We start from the raw sequence: 19,220 nt of genomic DNA, 5'->3' as shown, positions 1-19,220 counted from the left end.
TTCACTCTCCGGCGGGTGCTACCCGCCATTCTCCGCGCGGGCCACCGTCATGCTCCGGCCCGGCTTGTAGTCGGTTATCTCCGCGACGATGGTGCCCAGCGCGAACTCCGCCTCCACCCGCACCGGCACGTGGCTGGAGTCCGTGGTGAAGTAGACGAACATGTCCCGCTTCGAGGCGAGGTTGCCGCCGAACTCCGTCTTCACGCTGAGCTTGAAGACCTCTTTGTCGCCCAGCGCCGTGCCCAGGACTTCACGCCCTTCCACCTTCGCGCGGAGGGTGAACTGCTTGCTGCCGGTGAACACGGGATAGGCATACTCCTGCCCCACGACCAGCTCCCGGTTGCGCAATGCGAACGTCGCGCCGGTCACGTCCAGCGTGCCCTCCGTCACCTCTCGGGTGGACTCGCGCGGGGACTCGCCTTCCTTCTGCTTCACCACGAAGGCCGTCTTGCCGTCCGGCTCCATCTTGATGCGCTGCCGACGGCGTGAGCCGTTCTCATCCGCGTGCAAGTCACTGCCCACCACGCGCTGGCTCTCCGGTTGCCAGTAGGACACGAACTTGTCCTTGATGGGCCACACGCCCAGCATGTCGTTGGAGCGTGCCACCGCGACGATGGGCCACACGTCCTGGCCCCACTGCTTCATGTGGGCACCCACCGTCACCTGCGCGGTTCCCGCGGTGATGCCCAGGTACCTGACGCGGTAGGAGCTCTGCTCCCCAGGGCCGAACGCCGGGTTCGCAGACTCCTGGGCCATGGCCGTCGCCGACCAGACCAGCCCCGCGAGCGCCGCCGCGAACCCCCACTTGGACTGCGTTTGCATCGGGTGAGCTCCCTCGCTTGGAAATTAGGTAGCCGGGCCGCACCGCGCCAGACCCGGCTTGGAACCATTCCCGCCACCGCCCATTTCCACTGACGCGGTTGTTGACCAGCCATTCAAATGGGGCCGCTCACTTCACGGGGAGGCACACTTTCCCACGTCACGCTCCCGCACGCTTCTTCCCGGCCGGGGCCTGTTCGCCCGGCAGGCGGGTGCGCCGCGCAGCGGCGTGTCCACTCCACGACACCGCTGGTAGCCTCCGCGCGGGGCAGCCCGCGGTGTCGGGCGCCATCCCGCAGGAGGGGCACATGTCTGGTGGTGGCGGTTCGTTCGACTTCGACGATGACGAGAAGGAATCCGCGCGCGGAGGTGGCAAGGCGCACAAGGACTTCGACTGTCCTTCGTGCAACGCCAACAACCCCGTGGATGAAGCGCTCGCCCAAGGGGACGAGGTGCGCTGCAACTACTGCGGCTCCGAGTTCAAGGTCAGCGTGAACTCGGAGGGGCGGGTGAAGTTCAAGGAGATTTGAGCGCGCGCTCACCGAAGATGGCGGTGCCCACCCGCACGACGGTGGCGCCTTCTTCAATGGCCCACTCGAAGTCATGGGTGGTGCCCATGGACAGGCCCGGCAGCCCGTGCACACGGGCCAGCTCGCGCAGGGCCTGGAAGTCCGCGCGGGCCCGGGCCTCTTCCTCCGTGGGGGGCGGCAGCGCCATCAGCCCCACCGGCTGGAGCCCAGGCAGGGCGCGGACCTCATCCAGGAAGACGCCGAGCGCGTCGGGCGCCAGGCCGCTCTTGGTGGCCTCGCCGCCCACGTTGACCTCGACGTAGACGGGCAGGGGCGGGGCGCCCTCGCGGCGCTTCGACAGCTCGCGGGCGACCTCCAGCCGGTCCAGGGCGTGGAAGGCCCCAGCCGCCCGCGCCACGTACTTCACCTTGTTCGTCTGGAGCGCTCCAATGGCATGCCAGCGCACACCCTCCAGGTCCGCCAGCTCCGCGGCCTTGTCCCGCAGCTCCTGCGCGTAGTTCTCCCCGAAGTCGCGCTGGCCGGCGGCATAGGCCTCGCGGATGAGGTCCGCGGGCTTCAGTTTGGACACCGCCACCAGCGTCACCGACTCCACCGGCCGCCCCGCCCGGGCACAGGCCGCCGCGACCCGCTCCCGCACCGACGCCAGCCGCTCCGCGACGCTGCCGCTCATGAGGCCCTCCAGGGCAAGGGGAGGCCGGCCCGCTCCAGCAGGGCCACTGTCTCGCCCAGCGGCAGGCCCACGACGTTGGACGTGCTGCCTTCCACTCCCGCCACCAGGAAACCGCCCTTGCCCTGGATGGCGTAGGCCCCCGCCTTGTCCAGGGGCTCGCCGCTGTTCGCGTACCAGGACATCTCCCCGGGGCTCAGCGACCGGAAGGTGACGCGAGTGCGGACCACCAGCGTCTCCTCATGCCGGCCGGCCAGGGCCACGCCCGTGTAGACGTCATGCGTCCGCCCGGACAGGCGCGTGAGCATGGTCTGCGCTTCCTCGGCGTCCCGGGGCTTGCCCAGCAGCTCGGCGCCCAGGGCGACGGTGGTGTCGGCGGCCAGCACCCAGGCGCCCGGGTGGCGGGAGGCCACCACGTGGGCCTTCTCCCGGGCGAGCCGACCGACATAGGCCTCCGCCGCCTCACCGGCGTGGGGCGTTTCGTCGATGTCCGCCGCGGAAACGGTGAAACGGATGTCCAGCTGTGCCAGAAGTTCCCTGCGTCGCGGCGACGCCGAGGCCAGGACGAGCAACGTTTGATCTGCGTTCATGTGCATGTTACGGCTCGGTCCGGCCTTACCAGACTTGTGCCCCGGAGTGGACTCTACGGATGAATCCCGCGGACCTCCTGTCGGCCATGAAGCGGACAGTGGAGCAGTTGGCTGCCTTCAATGAGATGGCGAAGGCCCTGACGTCCACGCTCGAGCTCCGCGAGGTGCTGGCGCTGGTGATGCAGAAGGTCAGCAGCCTGCTGCTGCCTCGCAACTGGTCGCTCATCCTCCAGGACGAGCGCACCGGAAAGCTCTACTTCGAAATCGCGGTGGGTGACGGCGCGGACGTGCTCAAGGGCCTCCAGCTCAACCCGGGCGAGGGCATTGCCGGCGCCGTCTTCACGTCCGGCGCGGCGCGGCTCGTCCATGACGTGGGCGGGGACCCCAGCTTCTCGCCACGCTTCGATGAAGCCTCCGCGTTCCACACCCGCTCCATCCTCGCGGTGCCGCTGCTGGCCCGGGGCCGCGTCCTGGGCATCATCGAACTGGTGAACGGGCCCATGGACCCACCCTTCACCAACGAGGACCTCACCATCCTCACCGCCATCGCGGACTACGCGGCCATCGCGATTGAGAACGCGCGAAACTTCCGGCGGGTGCAGGAGTTGACGATTACGGACGAGCACACCGGCTGCTACAACGCCCGGCACCTGCGCGCCTTGCTGGACCAGGAGGTGAAGCGCTCGGAGCGCTTCCGCCACCCGGTGTCGCTCGTCTTCCTGGACCTGGACCACTTCAAGAGCATCAACGACACCCACGGGCACCTGGTGGGCAGCGCCACCTTGAAGGAAGTGGGGGACCTGCTGATTGCCCTGGGCCGGCAGAACCTGGACGCCGTCTTCCGCTACGGCGGCGACGAGTTCGCCATGTTGCTGGTGGAGACGGACCAGGCGGGTGCGGCCGTCATCGGCCAGCGCGTCTGCGAGGCCTTTCGGGGGCGGGGCTTCCTGCTGGAGCAGGGCCTGGACGTGCGCCTCACCGCCAGCGTGGGCGTGGCCACCTACCCGGACCATGCCTCGTCCGCGCTGGACCTCATCCGCGCGGCGGACTTCGCCATGTACGCGGCCAAGGCCCGGGGCCGGGACGCGCTCTGCATCGCCGAGCCCATTGCGCCCAACGGCGGCACAGGCTCCCACGAGTTTCCGGAGCGGTAGCCGGCGCTTCGGCTTGTTGGCCGCGAAGCCCGCAATGAGAGAGGGCCGGGGAGGGGAGTACCCTCGGCCCGGCCCTCGGGGGCGTCACGGTTGGACGCCGGGACTCACCCGGTGCCCACCACGGAGTCGATGGCGGCGGTGTTCGTCACCACCGAACCCTGCTCACGCAGCGCCTTGAGGAAGGACTCCGTCAGCTCAATCTGCTTGGCCTGACGGGCCTGGGTGCGCAGCTCCTCCTTGCGCTTCTCGAAGCCCTCGGCGTCCGGCTTCTGGCGCTCCACCACCTGCGCCACCACGAAGCCCTCACCCAGGGGGAACACGCTGTCGAGCGGCTGCGGGGCGCTGACGGCGAAGGCCGCCTTCACCAGTTCGGGCGCGGGGCCCAGGTGCGGCACCGCCTCACCCTCGGCGGTGAAGCTGTCCGTCTCCACGGCCTCCGGGCGCGTCTCCGTCTCGAAGCGCAGCAGCGCGGGCTGCTCCTTCTCCGGCGGGAAGAGCGTCTTCAAGTCCTGGCCCGCCTTGGCGGAGGCCAGCGCCTTCTCCGCCTCGGCGCGGGCCATCTGCTTGGCGCGGTCCTGCTTGTAGAGCGTGGTGGCAATCTCGTCCTGGACGTCCTCGAGCTTCTTGTCCTGGGCGGCCTGCTTCTCATCCACCTTCACCAGGTGCACGCCGAACTTCGTCTCCACCGGCTGCGTCACCTCGCCCTGCTTCAGCGCGAAGGCCGCGTCCGCCAGCGCCGGCTCCCAGCTGCCGCGCTCCACCCAACCCAGGTCGCCACCGCGCGCCTTGCTGCCCGGGTCCTCGCTGCTGTCACGCGCCACCTGGGCGAAGTCCTTGCCGCCCTCGATTTCCTTGCGCAGTGCCTGCGCCTTCTCCAGGGCCGCCTTCTTCTGGTCGGCGGTGGCCTCCGGGGGCAGCTTCACCAGCACCTGCCGCGCACGGATGCGCTCCGGCTGCTGGTACACGAAGCGGTTGGCCTCGAAGTACTCCTGGATGTCCTTCTCGTGCGCCTTCTTCCACTCGGCCAGCTGCGCCGCGGTGGGGTTGGGGACCTTGTCGGCGTACATGGCCGGCAGGAAGCGCGCGAAGACGACCTTCGCCTGGTTGCCTTCCTTCTCGAAGCGGGCGCGGACCTCGTCGTCCGACACCACCGCGTTGCCGCGCACCACGTCCATCATCTTTTGGGCCGCCAGCTGCCGGCGCAGCTCCGCCTCGAAGTCCTGCGGGGACTTCCGGTAGAAGTCGCGCAGCACCTGCTGGTAGCGCTCGAAGTCGAACTGGCCCTCCTTCTGGAAGTCCGTGTTCTGGTGGATGAGCTTGCGCAGCTCATCGTCGGACGCGGCGATGCCGTGGCGCTCCGCAGCCTGGGCCAGCAGCTCCGTGTTCACCAACCGGTCGAGCACCTGGTTGTGCATGCCGAACTGGCGGGCGAGCGATTCGGGCACCGGGCTGCCCTGCGAGCGCAGGAAGCTCATCTGCTGGGCCCAGGCCGCCGCGAAGTCACGCAGCGGGATTTCCTTGCCGTTCACCGAGGCCACCGAACCGGGCGCCGTCGCCCCACCCGTGGCGCCGAAGCCAGAGCTGCCCGGGCCGAACTGGAGCGTGAACACCACCGCGATGCCGATGATGAACAGGAGCGAGGCAACCTTCCGGGGATTCAGACCGTCCATTGTCGTCACTTCTGGGGCAAACGCGCCGAGAAAAGCCGTGCGGAAGGACTCGCGACGCGGTGTTGTTGGTAGCCCGGCCGGTGGGTGGTGGACCAGGAACCGCCCCCATGCAGGCCTTGACTGCCTAGGATAACGCACCGGAAAATGCAAGCGATTTAGAGCCCTTAGCCAGCCCCTGCTCCCCCATTACACCCCCGGAAACTCCTGCCTGTGTGGTCGCTCCTGAAGCGGTACTACCGCCCCCTCATCGTGGGCTTCCTGCTCCTTTCGCCGCTGGTGGCCTTCCTGCTCGGTGGCCGGAAGGGCAGGGAACCCAACTTCGTCGACCGGGCGATCATCGCCGTGGCGTCCCCCGTGCAACAGGGGCTGACGTCCCTCATTGAGGGTGGGGTGGCCGGGGTCCAGAACTACCTGGACCTCCGAGGCGTGCGGCAGGAGAATGACGCATTGCGCTTGGAGAACCTCCAACTGCGCGCGGCGGTGCAGTCCCTGGGGGAGTCGCGGATGGAGAACGAGCGGCTGCGCAAGCTGCTCAACTACGCGGAGGCCGAGCCCGGGCCGGAAATCCCCGCGCGGGTGGTGGGCGTCAATCCGGTGGCGAAGCTGCTGTCGGTCCGCATCAGCAGCGGTGAGCAGCAGGGTGTGTTCCGCGGCATGTCCGTGGTGACGCCGGATGGAATCGTGGGACAGGTCATCCGGGCGACGGGCGGGTATGCGGATGTGGCGCTGGTGACGGACCCGCAGAGCCGGGTGGCAGTGCGTGTGCAGCGCTCGCGGGCCCGCGGCACGGCGGCGGGAACGGGAGGCGGGCCCCTGAAGTTGGAGAACATGCTGCGCACCGAGGATGTGGAGGACGGTGACCTCATCATCACCGCGGGCACGGACGGCATCTATCCGCCCGGCGTGGTGGTGGGGCGCGTGACGAACCTGGAGAAGAAGGAGCACGGCATGTTCCAGGGCGCGGACATCGTTCCGGCGGTGGATACGAGCAAGCTGGAGGAAGTGTTGGTGGTGGGCAGCCCCTACAGCGCCATGGCGCCGGGCAGCGCCGCGGAGGGCGCGTCGAAATGAAGTTCCTGGTGTCCGTCGCACTGGCGCTGGCGTTGCTTACGCTGGAGTCGGTTCTAGTGAAGCAGGCGGGGCTGGAGCTCGGCCGGATTGACGTCACCGTGGTGTTGGTGGCGTTCCTGGCCCTGCGGGCCTCGCTGCTCGAAGGGACCTTCTCCGCCTTCTCCGTGGGGTATCTGCTCGACCTGATGAGCGGGCAGCCCACCTGGCTCTACACCTTCCTGGCCGTGTTCATCTTCCTGGTGGGAAGGCTGGTGCCGACCTTCGTGGAGGTCCGCGGGCCGCTGGCCTTCGCCTTGTTCGCCATGGGCGCGGACGTGGGCCATTCACTGCTGGCCACCTTCTTCACCTGGCTGACGGTGAAGGAGGACGGTCCGGCCTCGCAGCTGGCGGAGATGCCGCTGCAGGTGGCGCTCACGGGCCTAGCGGCGCTGGCGCTCTACCCGTTGCTGCGGCGCTTCGAGGCGTCCCAGGAGCGGCCCGCGGGGTTGCTGAGGTGACCCCACCCACCTTGGGCAACACGACGCCGGGGCGCGAGCTCAAGCGGCGCTTCCTGTGGCTGGGTCTGGCCATGATGGCGGGCCTGGGGCTGATTTCCATCCAGCTCTACCGCCTGCAAATCACCCGGGGCGAGGAGTACGCCGCCAAGAGCGTGGCCAACTTCGTCAAGGAAGTGCGGCTGCGCGCCGACCGCGGCGTCATCAAGGACGCGCGCGGCACCATCCTGGTGGACAGCCGTCCGTCCTTCGACGCCTTCATCACCCCGGCCTTCTGCACCGACTGCTACGAGCAGGTCATCCCCCGCCTGGCGGAGCTGCTCCAGTGGGACCCGGACCAGCGCAAGAAGGTGGAGGACATGGTGCGCATGGGGCGGCGCAACGCCCCCTTCCAGCCGGTGCCGGTGCGCGTGGACCTGTCGCGTGACGAGTACGACCGGCTGGCCGCGCGCCGCGACATCCTGGACGGCGTGGAGGTGGCGCCCGTGCCGCACCGGCACTACCGCACCAACTCCGTGCTGTCGCATGTGCTGGGCTACATGAATGAAATCACCCAGGAGGAGCTGGAGCGCCTCAATGGCGACGGCGCCCGCTACGCCCTGGGGGACTACATTGGCCGGCGCGGGCTGGAGCGCTACTTCGAGCAGCGCCTGCGCGGCACCGACGGCGTGCGCAAGGAAGTGGTGAACGCGCGCGGGCAGACCATTGAAGAGCTGAACGACAAGCTGGGCGACAACGCCGTGGTGTCGCCGCGTCCGGGCAGCAACCTGGTGCTGTCCATCGACATGCGGTTGCAAGAGGAGGCGGAGCGGGCCTTCCCCGGCGTGACGGGCGCGGTGGTCGCCATCGATGTCAACACGGGCTTCATCCGCGCGCTGGTGTCGCGCCCGGGCTTCGACCCCAACCTGCTCACCGGCCGCGTGACGCCCGCGCAGATGGCGCTTCTGTCGAGAGATCCGCTGGACCCGATGATCAACCGCGTGGCCGCCGAGCACTACAGCCCGGGCTCCACCTTCAAGGTCGTCACCGCGCTGGCCGCGTTCAAGTCCGGCGCCTTCCGCCCGGAGACGGTGGTGAACTGCCCCGGAGGCTACCGTCTGGGCGCGCGCACCTGGCGTTGCCACAAGGACGCCGGACACGGGCTCATGGATGGATTCACCGCCATGAAGTCGTCCTGCGACACCTGGTATTACAAGGTGGCGGACACCATCGGCCTGGACCCCATTGGAGAGATGGGCAAGGCCCTGGGCCTGGGCAGCCCCACGGGCGTCAACGTGGTGGCGGAGGTGCCAGGCATCATGCCGACCAGCGCGTACCACGACAAGGCGTCGCCCGGCGGCTACACCAAGGGCATGGCGCTCAACAGCTCCATTGGCCAGGGCGACACCAACGTCACGCCGCTCCAGTTGGCGCTGCTGTACGCGGCCATCGCCAACGGAGGCACGCTCTACAAGCCGCAGATGGTGAACCGCCTGGAGGACCTGGACGGGCAGACCATCGAGTCGTTCCAGCCGGAGGTGGTGCGCAAGGTGGACCTGTCGCCCGCGCACCTCAAGGCGGTGGTGGACAGCCTGGTGGTGGTGGCGCACGAGCCGGGCGGCACCGCCTACCGCGCGCGCATGAATCACATGCGGGACAAGGACATCCTGGTGGCGTCCAAGACGGGCACCGCGCAGGTGACCCGTCTGGGCGCGATTCGCTTGAAGACGCACCAGATGAGCTACTTCGAGCGGGACCACGCCTGGTACGCGGGCTTCGCGCCGGCGGACAAGCCGGAGCTGGCCATCGTCGTGCTCAACGAGCACGGCGGCCACGGCGGTTCGGACGCGGCGCCCACCGCGATGGCGGTGTTCCAGAAGTACTTCGATTTGAAGAAGCTGGACGCCACGGCTCCGCCGCCGCGTCCCAACCAGCCCTACACGCCGTCCTCCGTGACGCGCGCGCCCTCAGCCGACGAGGCGGCGCTGACGCGGAGGGTACGGCCACCGGCCCGGCTTCCGGGCGATGAAGAGGACCGCACGCGTGCAACTGCGGATTGAGCGCCGGATGGTGCCCCACATCCCCTGGGGCCTCATCATCTCCGTGCTGGCGGTGTGCGGGCTGGGCATCTGGAACCTCGCCTCGGCGTCGCGGCCGCCGCACTCGCCCGTCTGGGGCTCGCAGATGGGCTACCTGGGCATCAGCATGGTCGCCGTGCTGGTGGTGTGCCTGGTGGACTACCGGTGGATTCAGCGCATGGCGCTGCCCATCTACGCGGGCAACATCCTGCTGCTCATCGCGCTGCGCTTCTTCGGCCACACGGCGAAGGGCGCGGAGAGCTGGTTCGTCATCGGCCCGTTCCGCATGCAGCCCGCGGAGTTCATGAAGATTGGCGTCGTGCTGATGCTGGCCAAGGTCTATCACGACGACTTCCAGCCCAATGCGCCCTCCTACAGCCTGACGCGGCTGTGGAAGCCGGTGCTCGTCGTCTTCGTGCCCTTCGCGCTGGTGCTGGTGCAGCCGGACCTGGGCACCGCGCTGATGATTGGCCTGTCGTCGCTCACCATCATCCTCTTCGGGAAGGTGCGCTGGTATCTGGTGGCCACGCTGGTGGCGGGCGTGTTCGCCGCGGGCATCGTCATCTGGAACGACTACATCCGCGACGTGCCGGAGCCTCGGCCCACCATCGTCCGGCACCACCTGAAGAAGCACCAGAGCCAGCGCATCTCCGGCTGGCTGGACCCCGAGGCGGACCTGCGCGGCAGCGGCTATCACGCGGCGCAGTCGAAAATCGCGGTGGGCAGCGGCGGCGTGTCCGGCAAGGGCTGGCGCGAGGGCACCCAGACGGGCCTGCGCTTCCTGCCCGAGCAGCACACCGACTTCATCTTCTCCGTGTGGGCGGAGGAGCATGGCTTCGTCATGTGCATCGTCCTGCTGGTGCTCTATGGCGCCATCTTCATCTTCGGCCTGGGCGTGGGGTTCAACGCGCGTGACAGGTTCGGCGCCTTCGTCGCGGTGGGCGTCGTGGCGATGCTCTTCTGGCAGGTGTTCGAGAACATCGGCATGGTGATTGGCCTGCTGCCGGTGACGGGAATCACCCTGCCGTTGATGAGTTATGGCGGCTCATCCCTGCTTTCCGTGATGCTCAGCATCGGCTTGCTGGTGAACATCAGCATGCGCCGTCACATGTTCTGAGAAATTCCGGATTTATCCTCGCGAGACGGGCGCAAGCGTTTCTCGGCGCGCGGCAAGGGGTGGTGTATGAATCACCCCACCAACGCACGTGGAGGGCGAGTCCTCCCGGGCAGATGAGGACGCGTCATGCAGCAGAGGAAGGGTGGCCAGAAGGCAGTCGGGAGCACGCGGGTGGAGGCGCCGGTGCGCGTGCCCGCGCGAGCGCCAGCGCAGGTCGCGGCGCTGGCGAAGGAGGTCCGCCCCGCGGTGGTTCCGGCGCGTCCTGGTGGCAACGTGGCGGCGGTGAGCCCCGAACCGAGGCCGGCCTTCTCGCCGTTGATTGAGATGAATCAGGGCGAGGCGGAGCACCGTCACTTTCCCCGCGCCCAGCTCGCCACGCGCTTCGAGGTGTGGGTGGATGACGAGGCGGGCGAGCGTCGCTTCGAGGCGAGCCTCGTGTCCGTCAACGTCAGCGTCAGCGGGGCGTTCCTGGAGAGCACCTTCTACTTGCCGTTGGGCACCGTGCTGGGCGTGCGCTTCGCGCTGGAGCCGGGCGCCGCGCCCGTGGAGGCGCGCGCGGAAATCGTGCGGGAGGAGCGGGGGAACGGGCCGGAGGGCCGCAGCGGCTTTGGCGTGCGCTTCCTCGACTTCAGCGGACAGACGGAGGTGGCACTGGCGCGGCTCTTCGTGGGGATGCGGCTGAGGGCCTTCGCGGAGGACTACCTCAAGTCCCAGCGGGCTCGCTCCCTGCCCAACGAGGTGGAGCGCGTGGTGGACGTGCTGGCGGCCTGGGAACTGCTCAAGGCGACGTCGTCCGTTTCCGACCCTTGGCAGGGCTGATGCGTTGGACCGGTCATCGCCCAGGGCCGTGGGCGGGTGTCCGGTGGGCAGGCACTCAGGCCGACTTGCTGCCCGAAATCTGGCGGCGGCGTTCGGCCTGGTAGTGCGCGGAGCACAACCCCTTCGAGCGCTGCTCGCGGGCACAGCCCTCCATGGTGCAACGGCGATCCAGTGAAACCAGGCTGGCGCCCGCCATCACCTTCGGCGGACGGCCGCGGCGCCGGCCCGCGGTGAGCGCGGTAGAGCTGGGCGAGGTGCTGCCCAGCCTGGGCATCCCGTCGTTGAGCGCGCGCAGCATGCCGCGCCCAATGGCGTCTCCCAATGCTTCGGCCCAGTTCACCATGGCCGGCGTCAGCGGGACGGTGGACAATTCTTTGCGTGGACGTGCCATGAGTACTCCAAGTGAAAACAGTCAGCCAACACAGACACTGCTATGTGCCTATTTGGCGGTTGAAGTCATCGCTGTCAATACAACCTTGGAGGGTCTGTCTTGACTCGTAAACGATCTCAAAAAATTGATGACAAGACTGCAAATGGATACGTGTTTCCCGTATGTCCTCATGGCACTGTGACACTCGCAGCGGTCGACCCGTCTGTCTCGGCGGGTGAACACGCGAAATATGAGAAGACGCTCAAAACGCTCCAGGAGCGCGTCTTCGAGCTGCAGATCCAGAACTACCTGGCGGGGCGGAAGGCCATCATCGTCTTCGAGGGCTGGGACGCCTCCGGCAAGGGCGGCGCCATTCGCAGGCTCACCACGCTGATGGACCCACGTGGTTACAAGGTCTGGCCCATCTCCTCTCCGTCAGAGGAAGAGCGCAGACACCATTACCTGTGGCGCTTCTGGCGCAAGACGCCGGGCTCGGGCGAGGTCTGCATGTTCGACCGGAGCTGGTACGGCCGGGTGCTGGTGGAGCGGGTAGAGGGCATCGCGAAGCCGGCGGAGTGGCGGCGCGCCTACGATGAAATCAATGCTTTTGAACACATGCTCGCCGCGGACGGTGTGCGGATGGTGAAGTTCTTCATCCACATCGACAAGAAGACGCAGTTGCAGCGGTTTCGCGAGCGCGAGGCGGACCCGGCCAAGCGCTACAAGCTGGGGCCCGAGGACTGGCGGAACCGGGCGAAGTGGAAGAAGTACGAAGTGGCCATCCAGGAGATGCTGGACCGCACACACCGCCCCGACGCGCCGTGGCACGTGGTGCCAGGGAACGACAAGCGCTACTCGCGGTTGGAGGTGCTCCGCCGCTGCGTGGAGTTGCTGGGGTGAGACAGGAGGCGGCCACGGGAGGTGCGCGGAAGAGCAGCAGGGGCTCTTTCGCGCGTCCGCTCCCGCAGCCTGGCGAGTCTACGTCAGGGCCTTCTTCACCGCCTCTTCGATGCGGGCCTTGGGCACCGCGCCGACAATCTGCTCCACCACGCGGCCGCCCTTGAACAGGAGCAGGGTGGGGATGGAGCGGATGCCGTACTCCTGCGGCGTGTCCTGGTTCTCGTCGATGTTGAGCTTGGCGAACTTCACCTGCCCCTTGTACTGCGAGGCCAGCGCTTCGATGGAGGGCGCGATGGCGCGGCACGGCGCGCACCACGTCGCCCAGAAATCCACCAGCACGGGCTCCTGGGAGTCCAGGACCTGCTGCTTGAAGTCGCCATCCCCGATGTTCGTCACGTCCGCGCCTGCCATGGTGTCTCCTCGTGCCTGTCCGGGCACCACCGGCGCGTGTAGTACGCGTCCGGTGGGCCTGCAAGGATCGGCCGGCCATCAGCCAATCTGGCGGCTCAGATGCGGATGGATGGCGCCTGTTTCAACCATTTCCCTCAAGCGTCCTCCCGGGGGAAGGGTGGCTGGTGTAAGCTGGAAGGCGTGACGAAGCTCTTCCTGCCCCAGACCCAGCTCGAGGAGTGGGCGCTGGCGGACAAAGCAGACCTGCGCGAAGGCCGGCTGGTGGTGATGGCGGAAGGCGGCGTGGCCTTCCCCCTCACGCCCGCGGTCCACTTCGTCCAACTCGTGTCGGGCGAAGACACCCAGGGGTTGGTGGCCCGGGTGAAGACCGAGGAGCAACTTGCCCGACTGGGTGCCGAGCAGATGGCCGACTCGGTGCTGGTGGGGGACAACGCCTATGAGGTCGTTCCAGGGTATGTAGCGGAGGTCGCCGCCGGCGCGCCCAGGCCAGAGGGCGCGGACAAGAAGCCGGACTCTGAAGAAGACCTTCTGGCTGCCTTCATCCTCAACAAGATGGGCTGATTCGTCCGTCTTTCGTGGTTATGAGCCTGCCCCTATGAGCCACACGCTCGTCTCGCTCGCCTGCCACGCGTATGGCATCGCCGCTGTCGTCTACCTGGCCTACCTGGTCCGCCAGTCCGAGGCCCTGGCCACGGCAGGGCGCGTGCTGGTGGGCGGTGGATTGGCGCTGCATGGCGTGGCGCTCTTCGAGTTGCTCGGGGTGCAGAGCGGACGTCCGGTGGGCCTGGCGCAAGGCTTCTCCGCGCTGGCCTTCCTGCTGCTCGCCATCTTCCTGTTCCTGGACGTGCGCTACCGCCGGCCCGTCATCGGCGCCTTTCTCACGCCGCTGGCGCTGGCCGCGCTGCTGCCCGGACTGCTGTTGCAGGGCGGGCAGGCGCCGCTGCCTCCCGGGGTGCGTCAGCCGCTGTTGCCGCTGCACATCACCCTGGCGCTGGTGGGGCTGGCCGCGTTCGCGGTCGCCGCGGGCGTGGGCGTCATGTACGTGCTCATGGAGCGGCAGGTGAAGGCGAAGCGCTTCGGGTTGCTGTTCTCCCGCCTGCCCTCCCTGGAGTTCCTGGACACGCTGAACCGGCGCCTGGTGGTGTGGGGCTTCATGGCGCTGTCCATCACGCTGGCCACGGGGGCCTTCTTCGTGGGCACCGCGCCGGGCCCCTGGACCGTGGATGGGAAGACGCTGGCCACCCTCGTGGCGTGGGCTGTCTTCGCGGCGCTGCTGGTGGCGCGCTCCGTCGCGGGCTGGCGGGGGCGCCGGGTGGCCTTCCTCACCATGGCGGGGTTCTGCCTGGTCATGGTGTCCTTCCTGTCCTCGTATGATGTGTCGTCGCCCTCGGCGGCGACCCTGGGGATGCCCTGAGTATGGAGCTCATTTGCATTGGCCTGTCCCACCGGACGGCGCCCCTCAACGTCCGCGAGCGACTGGCCTTGCCGGAGTCGCGTCAGGTGGACGTGCTCCAGCGGCTGGCCCAGGCGCCCGTGGAGGCCCTCTGGGTGTCTACCTGCAACCGCGTGGAGGTGTACCTGTTCGCGCCGGACGCGGCGATGGCGCGGCAGCGCGCGTTGACGGAGCTCCAGGTGCTGGGCGGCGTGGAAGCCCTGGAGCACCTCTACGAGCATCAGGGCGAGGCGGCGCTGGTGCACCTGTTCCGGGTGGCGTGCAGCCTGGACTCCATGGTGCTGGGCGAGGCTCAGATTCTGGGCCAGGTGAAGGAAGCCTTCGAGCGGGGCCAGGGGGCGGGCGCGGTGCGCGGTGAGTTGATGCGCGCGTGCGCGGCGGCCTTCAGCTGCGCCAAGCGCGTGCGCACGGAGACGGCCATTGGCCGCGCGGCCACGTCCATGGCGGCGGCGGCGGTGCAACTGGCCAGCAAGGTGTTCGACGGGCTCGCGGGCAAGACGGTGCTGGTGGTGGGCGCGGGGGAGATGGGTGAACTGGCGGCGCGCCACCTGAAGCAGGCCGGTGCGTCGAAGCTCTACGTCACCAACCGCACCCTGTCGCGCGCGGAGGCGCTGGCGGCGGAGGTGGGCGGACAGGCGCGGCCCTTCGAGGATCTGCTCGGTCTGGTGGCCGCGGCGGACGTGGTGGTGTGCAGCACGGCGTCGCAGGTGCCGCTCTTCACGCGGGACAACGTGGGCGCCCTGGGGCGCGGGCGCCGGGGGCGGCCGCTGTTCATGGTGGACCTGGCGGTGCCTCGCGACATCGACCCGGCCGTGGGCACGCTGGACTGGGTGCATGCATACGACGTGGACGACATCCAGAAGTTCGTCGCGGACAACGCCGCGGCGCGCGCGGAAGAGGCGCAGAAGGCGGGCGTGCTCGTCGCGCAGGAAGTAGCGCGTTTCGTCAAGGAGCGTGCGCTGCGTGAGGGCACGCCGGTGCTGGCGCGACTGCGTCAGCGCGCGGAAGCCATTGCCCGCTCCGAGGTGGAGCGCACGCTGGGCGCCCTGGGCGACGGACTCAACGACAAGCAACGCAAGAGCATCGAGGCCATGGGCCGAGCCATCGTCAACAAGCTGCTGCATGAGCCCACCGCGCGGCTGCGCGCCGTGGGGCCGGAAGGGGAGGGCAACCGCCTGGCGGGTGCCGCCGCCGAGCTGTTCGGTCTGTTGGAGGAGGAGGTCGGCACCGCCGCCGCCGCGCCCTCTGGCATGGCCACGCCAGTCCAGGTCGCCACGGGGGGCAAGTGATGACGCACGTGCGCATCGCCACCCGGCAGAGTCCCCTGGCGCTCTGGCAGGCGCGTCACGTGGGCGCGCTGCTGACCTCGCGGCATCCCGGCTTGGAAGTGACCCTGGTGGAGATGACCACCGAGGGAGACCGCTTCCTGTCCGCGCCGTTGTCCGCGGTGGGCGGCAAGGGCTTGTTCGTGAAGGAAATCGAACAGGCGTTGCTCGACGGCCGCGCGGACATCGCCGTGCATAGCCTCAAGGACATGACGTCCGTGTTCCCGGAAGGGCTGATGCTCGCGGCGGTGCCGGAGCGGGAGGACCCGCGGGACGTCTTCTGTGGCCTGGGCGGGCTGACGTTGGACACGCTTCCGCAGGGCGCGCGCGTGGGCACGTCGTCGCTGCGCCGGAGCTGCATCCTGCGCTCGCGCCGGCCGGACGTGGACATCGTCAGCGTGCGCGGCAACGTGCAGACGCGCCTGGCGAGGACGCGGGAGCAGGGGCTCGCGGGGGCGCTGTTGGCCTACGCCGGACTCAAGCGCCTGGGGCTGGAGGACGTCATCACCCAGGTGCTGCCGCCCGAGGTGAGCCTGCCCGCGGTGGGACAGGGCGTGCTGGCCATCCAGTGCCGCACGGACGATGCGCGCGTGCGCGCGCTGCTGGCGCCGCTGGAGCACGAGACCACGCGCATCGCCGTCACCGCCGAGCGCGCGCTGCTGGCGAAGCTGGAGGGGGGCTGCACCGTGCCCCTGGCCGGGCATGCCACCGTTTCGGGTGACATCGTCTTCCTACGCGGACTCGTGGGCCGTCCGGATGGCACACACGTGGTGCGGGGCGAGGTGCGCGGCCCCGTGTCGCAGGCCCATGCACTGGGTGAATCCCTGGCGGATGACCTGCTGTCGCGTGGGGCGGCGGACATCTTGCGTGATTTCGCGCGCCGCTCCGAGGCGCGGGAGTCTTAGACTGCTGCTCGCGTGGAACGGCGACTTGAAGGCAAGAGAGTCTTGGTGACGCGCCCGCGTGAGCGGGCCGAGGAGTTGTGCTTCCTCCTGGAGGATGAGGGCGCCGAAGTGCTGAGCGTGCCCCTTCTGGAACTGCATCCTCCGGAGGACCCACGTCCGCTGGCGTCAGCGGCCGAGCACATCCAGCGCTACACCTGGGTGGTGTTCGCGAGCCCGACTGGCGTGGATGCGCTGATGGAGGCCCTGCGCGAGGCGGGCACCCAGGACCGGATTCAACGGGTGAAGGTGGCCACCGTGGGGCCGCGCACGACGCGCGCCGCGGAGGGCTACGGCCTGAACGTGGTGGCCGAACCTTCCGAGGGCACGGGCGCGGCCCTGCTCAACCTCATCAAGGATGCGCTGCAGCCGGGGGACGAAGTCCTGCTTCCCGCCGCCGAGGAAGGCCGGCGTGAGCTGGAAGACGGGCTGCGAGAGTACGGCCTCCTGGTGACGCGGGTGACGGCGTATCGCGCCACGCCCGCGCCCCTGTCACCGGAGTCGTTGGCCTTGCTGGATGCCTCCCCGCCGGACGTCGTGCTCTTCGCTTCGCCGCGCACGGCCGAGGCCTTCGTGGAAGAGGCCGGACGCGAGCGCCTGGCCACCGCGCGGGTGGTGGCGATCGGCCCGACGACGGCGTCCGCCCTGGAGCGGCTGGGCGTGCCCGCGGCGGCCGTCGCGGAGCGGCCGACGCCAGAGTCCCTGGTGGATGCCGCCGTGCTCGCGGTGACCAGCACCGTGCACTGACGGTCGCGCGGCGCCGTGCCCGCACGGCCGCGCGACGTGCCTGACAGCGGCTCCATGCCTGGCTGGCCGAGCGGAGGGCGCCAGGGGTGTTTTCCGCTCGGCGCACCGCTGCGTGCCGGAGTCCGTCTGGTACGCTTCGGGGTCGCGCTCCGGCGGGCGGCCCGGGGTGAAAGGAGACGCGCTTGGTACAGCCAGTGAGCGGCGTGGGTGGCACTGCTCCGAAGAGCCGGGATGACTTCACCACGCTGTTCGTGTTGGAGGCGCTCGTTGCCCAGGGGCTGTTGCAACCCCAGCAGGCCCAGGAGGTGCTGGCCCGCGAGGGGGCCGCGCGCGCCCGGGTGCTCAAGGCGCACCAGGGGGCCACGGGTGGCGGCAAGGAGGCCGCGCGGTACGACGTATCTCCGGTGGAAATCGTGGCGGCGTTCCAGGTGCCGCTGTCCAACGGCCGAGGCGTGCTGGACGAGGACCGCGTCACGGAGGCTGCCGCGCGCGCCGCCGGCATGACCTACCGGAAGATTGACCCGCTCAAGCTCGACATGGCGCTGGCCACGCGCATCGTGTCCAGGCCCTATGCGCAGAAGCACGTGCTGCTTCCCCTGGAGCGCACCCCGCAGGGCCGGCTGCTGGTGGCGGTGGCCAACCCCTTCGACCGGGAACTCTTCGAGAGCTTCCACCGCCTGACGGGGCTGCCGGTGGAGCCCGTCCTCAGCGCGAAGGCGGACATCCTCAAGTCCATCAGCGACATCTACGGCTTCAAGAAGACGCTGGCGCGCGCCGCCGACGACTTCAGCGCCGCCGCCGGAGCGCAGGTCGCCAACTTCGAGCAGCTCGTCTCGCTCAGTGGCACCCAGGAGTTGGAGGCGTCGGACCGGCCCGTGGTGCAGGCGGTGGACTACCTGCTGCGCTACGCGTTCGACAATCGCGCCTCGGACATCCACATCGAACCCAAGCGCACCACCAGCGTGGTGCGTCTGCGCATCGACGGCGTGCTGCACCCGGTGCACACGCTGCCGGCGCCGGTGCATCCGCCCATCGTCTCGCGCGTGAAGATGCTGGCACGCATCGACATCTCCGAGCGCCGCAAGCCGCAGGACGGCCGCATCAAGACGGAGCGCGACGGCCGCGAGGTCGAGCTCCGCGTGTCCACGCTGCCCACCGCGTTCGGCGAAAAGGTGGTCATCCGTATCTTCGACCCGGAGACGCTGGTGCAGGACATCGCCCAGCTCGGCTTCGAGCCTGACGAGAAGAGCGCCTTCGAGTCCTGGATTGACCAGCCACACGGGCTCATCCTCGTCACGGGCCCCACGGGCAGCGGGAAGACGACGACGCTCTACTCCGCGCTCAAGGCGCTGGCGGGCCCGGACGTCAACGTCACCACCATTGAAGACCCCATCGAAATGGTGTGGGACGCCTTCAACCAGGTGCAGGTGCAGCCCAAGGTGGGGCTCGACTTCGCCGGGGCGCTGCGCCACATCCTCCGCCAGGACCCGGACGTCATCATGGTGGGCGAGATTCGCGACCCGGAGACGGCGGAGAACGCGATTCAATCCGCGCTCACCGGCCACCTGGTGCTGTCCACGCTGCACACCAACGACGCGCTGGGCGCGGTGGCGCGCATGCGGGACTTGGGCGTGCCGTCCTTCCTCCTGGCGCAGAGCCTCCTGGGCGTCATGGCCCAGCGCCTGCTGCGCCGGGTGTGCAGCCATTGCGCGCAGGAGACGACGCTGACGCCGGACGAACTGCTCGCGCTCCAGGCGCCCCTGCCGCTGCTGCCCGGCGGGGTGCGCCTGCTCAAGGGGGCCGGGTGCGTGCGTTGCCGTGGCACCGGCTTCGTGGGCCGCACGGGCGTCTTCGAAATTGTCACCAGCGCGGGCGAGCTGAGAGACCTCATCGCCCGCGAGGCCCCCTATTCGCAGATGGTGGAGGCGGCCCGGCGCTCCGGCATGCGGACGCTGCGCGAGGCCGCCGTGCGCAAGCTGGCCCAGGGCTTCACCGCCTTCGACGAGGTGGTGCGGATGACGACCGTCTGACGCACGACGGCCCGGCCTCCCACGAGGAGAGACCGGGCCGCGGAGCCCTTCGGCT

20 protein-coding genes are annotated in these 19,220 nt (G+C 69.0%); 14 read left to right on the top strand and 6 right to left on the bottom strand.

Annotated elements, in window-relative coordinates:
• Positions 1–18: 18 nt before the first annotated feature.
• Positions 19–822: a DUF3108 domain-containing protein gene (locus tag HNV26_RS16270; RefSeq protein WP_171442304.1), complete on the bottom strand. Its 804-nt coding sequence runs from the start codon at positions 820–822 to the stop codon at positions 19–21.
• 305 nt (positions 823–1,127) lie between these two features.
• Between HNV26_RS16270 and HNV26_RS16265 the strand changes: the two genes are divergently transcribed.
• Positions 1,128–1,349, top strand: a complete 222-nt coding sequence (locus tag HNV26_RS16265) for a hypothetical protein (RefSeq protein WP_140861974.1) — start codon at positions 1,128–1,130, stop codon at positions 1,347–1,349.
• On the opposite strand, the gene HNV26_RS16260 is transcribed toward HNV26_RS16265, so the two are convergent.
• On the bottom strand, positions 1,336–2,019 hold the full coding sequence (locus HNV26_RS16260) for a YggS family pyridoxal phosphate-dependent enzyme (protein ID WP_171442303.1): 684 nt from the start codon (positions 2,017–2,019) through the stop codon (positions 1,336–1,338). The genes HNV26_RS16265 and HNV26_RS16260 overlap by 14 nt on opposite strands.
• Complete coding sequence (locus HNV26_RS16255) at positions 2,016–2,612, bottom strand: Maf family protein (protein ID WP_171442302.1); 597 nt, start codon at positions 2,610–2,612, stop codon at positions 2,016–2,018. The genes HNV26_RS16260 and HNV26_RS16255 overlap by 4 nt, the downstream gene beginning before the upstream one ends.
• Positions 2,613–2,665: 53 nt before the next feature.
• On the opposite strand from HNV26_RS16255, the gene HNV26_RS16250 reads away from it, so the two are divergent.
• Positions 2,666–3,760, top strand: a complete 1,095-nt coding sequence (locus tag HNV26_RS16250; RefSeq protein WP_171442301.1) for a GGDEF domain-containing protein — start codon at positions 2,666–2,668, stop codon at positions 3,758–3,760.
• Between the two features lie 104 nt (positions 3,761–3,864).
• Here HNV26_RS16250 and HNV26_RS16245 read toward each other — a convergent pair whose 3' ends face one another.
• A complete protein-coding gene (locus HNV26_RS16245; protein WP_171442300.1) occupies positions 3,865–5,430 on the bottom strand; it encodes a peptidylprolyl isomerase in 1,566 nt (521 codons plus the stop codon).
• A 210-nt stretch (positions 5,431–5,640) separates the two neighbouring features.
• Here HNV26_RS16245 and mreC point away from each other — a divergent pair, with 210 nt between their 5' ends.
• The 5 genes from mreC (at position 5,641) to HNV26_RS16220 (ending at position 10,988) form a co-directional block, all read left to right on the top strand.
• The gene (gene mreC, locus HNV26_RS16240) at positions 5,641–6,501 is read left to right on the top strand and encodes a rod shape-determining protein MreC (protein ID WP_171442299.1); all 861 of its coding nucleotides are present in this window, start codon (positions 5,641–5,643) and stop codon (positions 6,499–6,501) included.
• Positions 6,498–6,998: a hypothetical protein gene (locus HNV26_RS16235; protein ID WP_171442298.1), complete on the top strand. Its 501-nt coding sequence runs from the start codon at positions 6,498–6,500 to the stop codon at positions 6,996–6,998. The genes mreC and HNV26_RS16235 overlap by 4 nt, the downstream gene beginning before the upstream one ends.
• Entirely contained in the window at positions 6,995–9,034 is a 2,040-nt protein-coding gene (gene mrdA, locus HNV26_RS16230) for a penicillin-binding protein 2 (protein WP_171442297.1), read from the top strand. Before HNV26_RS16235 ends, mrdA begins: the two co-directional genes overlap by 4 nt.
• Positions 9,035–9,041: 7 nt before the next feature.
• Positions 9,042–10,169 carry a rod shape-determining protein RodA gene (gene rodA / locus HNV26_RS16225; protein ID WP_171442313.1) on the top strand — a complete coding sequence of 376 codons (1,128 nt, stop codon included), beginning with the start codon at positions 9,042–9,044 and terminating at the stop codon, positions 10,167–10,169.
• Positions 10,170–10,295: 126 nt separating this feature from the next.
• Positions 10,296–10,988, top strand: coding sequence for a PilZ domain-containing protein (locus HNV26_RS16220; RefSeq protein ID WP_171442296.1), 693 nt, complete (start codon positions 10,296–10,298; stop codon positions 10,986–10,988).
• A gap of 55 nt (positions 10,989–11,043) precedes the next feature.
• Here the strand turns inward: HNV26_RS16220 and HNV26_RS16215 are convergent, their stop codons facing one another.
• Positions 11,044–11,379, bottom strand: a complete 336-nt coding sequence (locus tag HNV26_RS16215; protein WP_171442295.1) for a hypothetical protein — start codon at positions 11,377–11,379, stop codon at positions 11,044–11,046.
• A gap of 177 nt (positions 11,380–11,556) precedes the next feature.
• Here HNV26_RS16215 and HNV26_RS16210 point away from each other — a divergent pair, with 177 nt between their 5' ends.
• Positions 11,557–12,258 carry a polyphosphate kinase 2 family protein gene (locus tag HNV26_RS16210; protein WP_366816883.1) on the top strand — a complete coding sequence of 234 codons (702 nt, stop codon included), beginning with the start codon at positions 11,557–11,559 and terminating at the stop codon, positions 12,256–12,258.
• A gap of 78 nt (positions 12,259–12,336) precedes the next feature.
• On the opposite strand, the gene trxA is transcribed toward HNV26_RS16210, so the two are convergent.
• Positions 12,337–12,669: a thioredoxin gene (gene trxA, locus HNV26_RS16205; protein ID WP_011552722.1), complete on the bottom strand. Its 333-nt coding sequence runs from the start codon at positions 12,667–12,669 to the stop codon at positions 12,337–12,339.
• Positions 12,670–12,768: 99 nt separating this feature from the next.
• Here trxA and HNV26_RS16200 point away from each other — a divergent pair, with 99 nt between their 5' ends.
• From HNV26_RS16200 to HNV26_RS16175, 6 genes are all read left to right on the top strand, one after another.
• Entirely contained in the window at positions 12,769–13,230 is a 462-nt protein-coding gene (locus HNV26_RS16200; RefSeq protein WP_171442293.1) for a hypothetical protein, read from the top strand.
• A gap of 34 nt (positions 13,231–13,264) precedes the next feature.
• A complete protein-coding gene (locus HNV26_RS16195; RefSeq protein WP_171442292.1) occupies positions 13,265–14,083 on the top strand; it encodes a cytochrome C assembly family protein in 819 nt (272 codons plus the stop codon).
• A gap of 2 nt (positions 14,084–14,085) precedes the next feature.
• Positions 14,086–15,411 carry a glutamyl-tRNA reductase gene (gene hemA / locus HNV26_RS16190; protein ID WP_171442291.1) on the top strand — a complete coding sequence of 442 codons (1,326 nt, stop codon included), beginning with the start codon at positions 14,086–14,088 and terminating at the stop codon, positions 15,409–15,411.
• On the top strand, positions 15,408–16,352 hold the full coding sequence (gene hemC, locus HNV26_RS16185) for a hydroxymethylbilane synthase (protein WP_171442290.1): 945 nt from the start codon (positions 15,408–15,410) through the stop codon (positions 16,350–16,352). The genes hemA and hemC overlap by 4 nt, the downstream gene beginning before the upstream one ends.
• A 12-nt stretch (positions 16,353–16,364) precedes the next feature.
• Positions 16,365–17,135, top strand: a complete 771-nt coding sequence (locus tag HNV26_RS16180) for a uroporphyrinogen-III synthase (protein WP_171442289.1) — start codon at positions 16,365–16,367, stop codon at positions 17,133–17,135.
• 182 nt (positions 17,136–17,317) lie between these two features.
• The gene (locus HNV26_RS16175; RefSeq protein WP_171442288.1) at positions 17,318–19,165 is read left to right on the top strand and encodes a GspE/PulE family protein; all 1,848 of its coding nucleotides are present in this window, start codon (positions 17,318–17,320) and stop codon (positions 19,163–19,165) included.
• Positions 19,166–19,220 lie beyond the last annotated feature (55 nt).

Source organism: Myxococcus xanthus (assembly GCF_013116825.1).
Lineage (GTDB): Bacteria > Myxococcota > Myxococcia > Myxococcales > Myxococcaceae > Myxococcus > Myxococcus xanthus_B.
Note: the sequence above shows the minus strand (reverse complement) of the source record. Positions and strands in the feature narration are given on the sequence as shown.

What these genes read in the sequence shown, in the direction of transcription:
- HNV26_RS16245 (WP_171442300.1), bottom strand. Translation starts at nt 5,430, where the DNA reads ATGGACGGTCTGAATCCCCGGAAGGTTGCCTCGCTCCTGTTCATCATC.
- HNV26_RS16255 (WP_171442302.1), bottom strand. Translation starts at nt 2,612, where the DNA reads ATGCACATGAACGCAGATCAAACGTTGCTCGTCCTGGCCTCGGCGTCG.
- HNV26_RS16265 (WP_140861974.1), top strand. Translation starts at nt 1,128, where the DNA reads ATGTCTGGTGGTGGCGGTTCGTTCGACTTCGACGATGACGAGAAGGAA.
- HNV26_RS16215 (WP_171442295.1), bottom strand. Translation starts at nt 11,379, where the DNA reads ATGGCACGTCCACGCAAAGAATTGTCCACCGTCCCGCTGACGCCGGCC.
- rodA (WP_171442313.1), top strand. Translation starts at nt 9,042, where the DNA reads ATGGTGCCCCACATCCCCTGGGGCCTCATCATCTCCGTGCTGGCGGTG.
- HNV26_RS16200 (WP_171442293.1), top strand. Translation starts at nt 12,769, where the DNA reads ATGCGGATGGATGGCGCCTGTTTCAACCATTTCCCTCAAGCGTCCTCC.
- HNV26_RS16270 (WP_171442304.1), bottom strand. Translation starts at nt 822, where the DNA reads ATGCAAACGCAGTCCAAGTGGGGGTTCGCGGCGGCGCTCGCGGGGCTG.
- hemA (WP_171442291.1), top strand. Translation starts at nt 14,086, where the DNA reads ATGGAGCTCATTTGCATTGGCCTGTCCCACCGGACGGCGCCCCTCAAC.
- HNV26_RS16260 (WP_171442303.1), bottom strand. Translation starts at nt 2,019, where the DNA reads ATGAGCGGCAGCGTCGCGGAGCGGCTGGCGTCGGTGCGGGAGCGGGTC.
- HNV26_RS16250 (WP_171442301.1), top strand. Translation starts at nt 2,666, where the DNA reads ATGAATCCCGCGGACCTCCTGTCGGCCATGAAGCGGACAGTGGAGCAG.
- trxA (WP_011552722.1), bottom strand. Translation starts at nt 12,669, where the DNA reads ATGGCAGGCGCGGACGTGACGAACATCGGGGATGGCGACTTCAAGCAG.
- HNV26_RS16235 (WP_171442298.1), top strand. Translation starts at nt 6,498, where the DNA reads ATGAAGTTCCTGGTGTCCGTCGCACTGGCGCTGGCGTTGCTTACGCTG.
- HNV26_RS16195 (WP_171442292.1), top strand. Translation starts at nt 13,265, where the DNA reads ATGAGCCACACGCTCGTCTCGCTCGCCTGCCACGCGTATGGCATCGCC.
- HNV26_RS16220 (WP_171442296.1), top strand. Translation starts at nt 10,296, where the DNA reads ATGCAGCAGAGGAAGGGTGGCCAGAAGGCAGTCGGGAGCACGCGGGTG.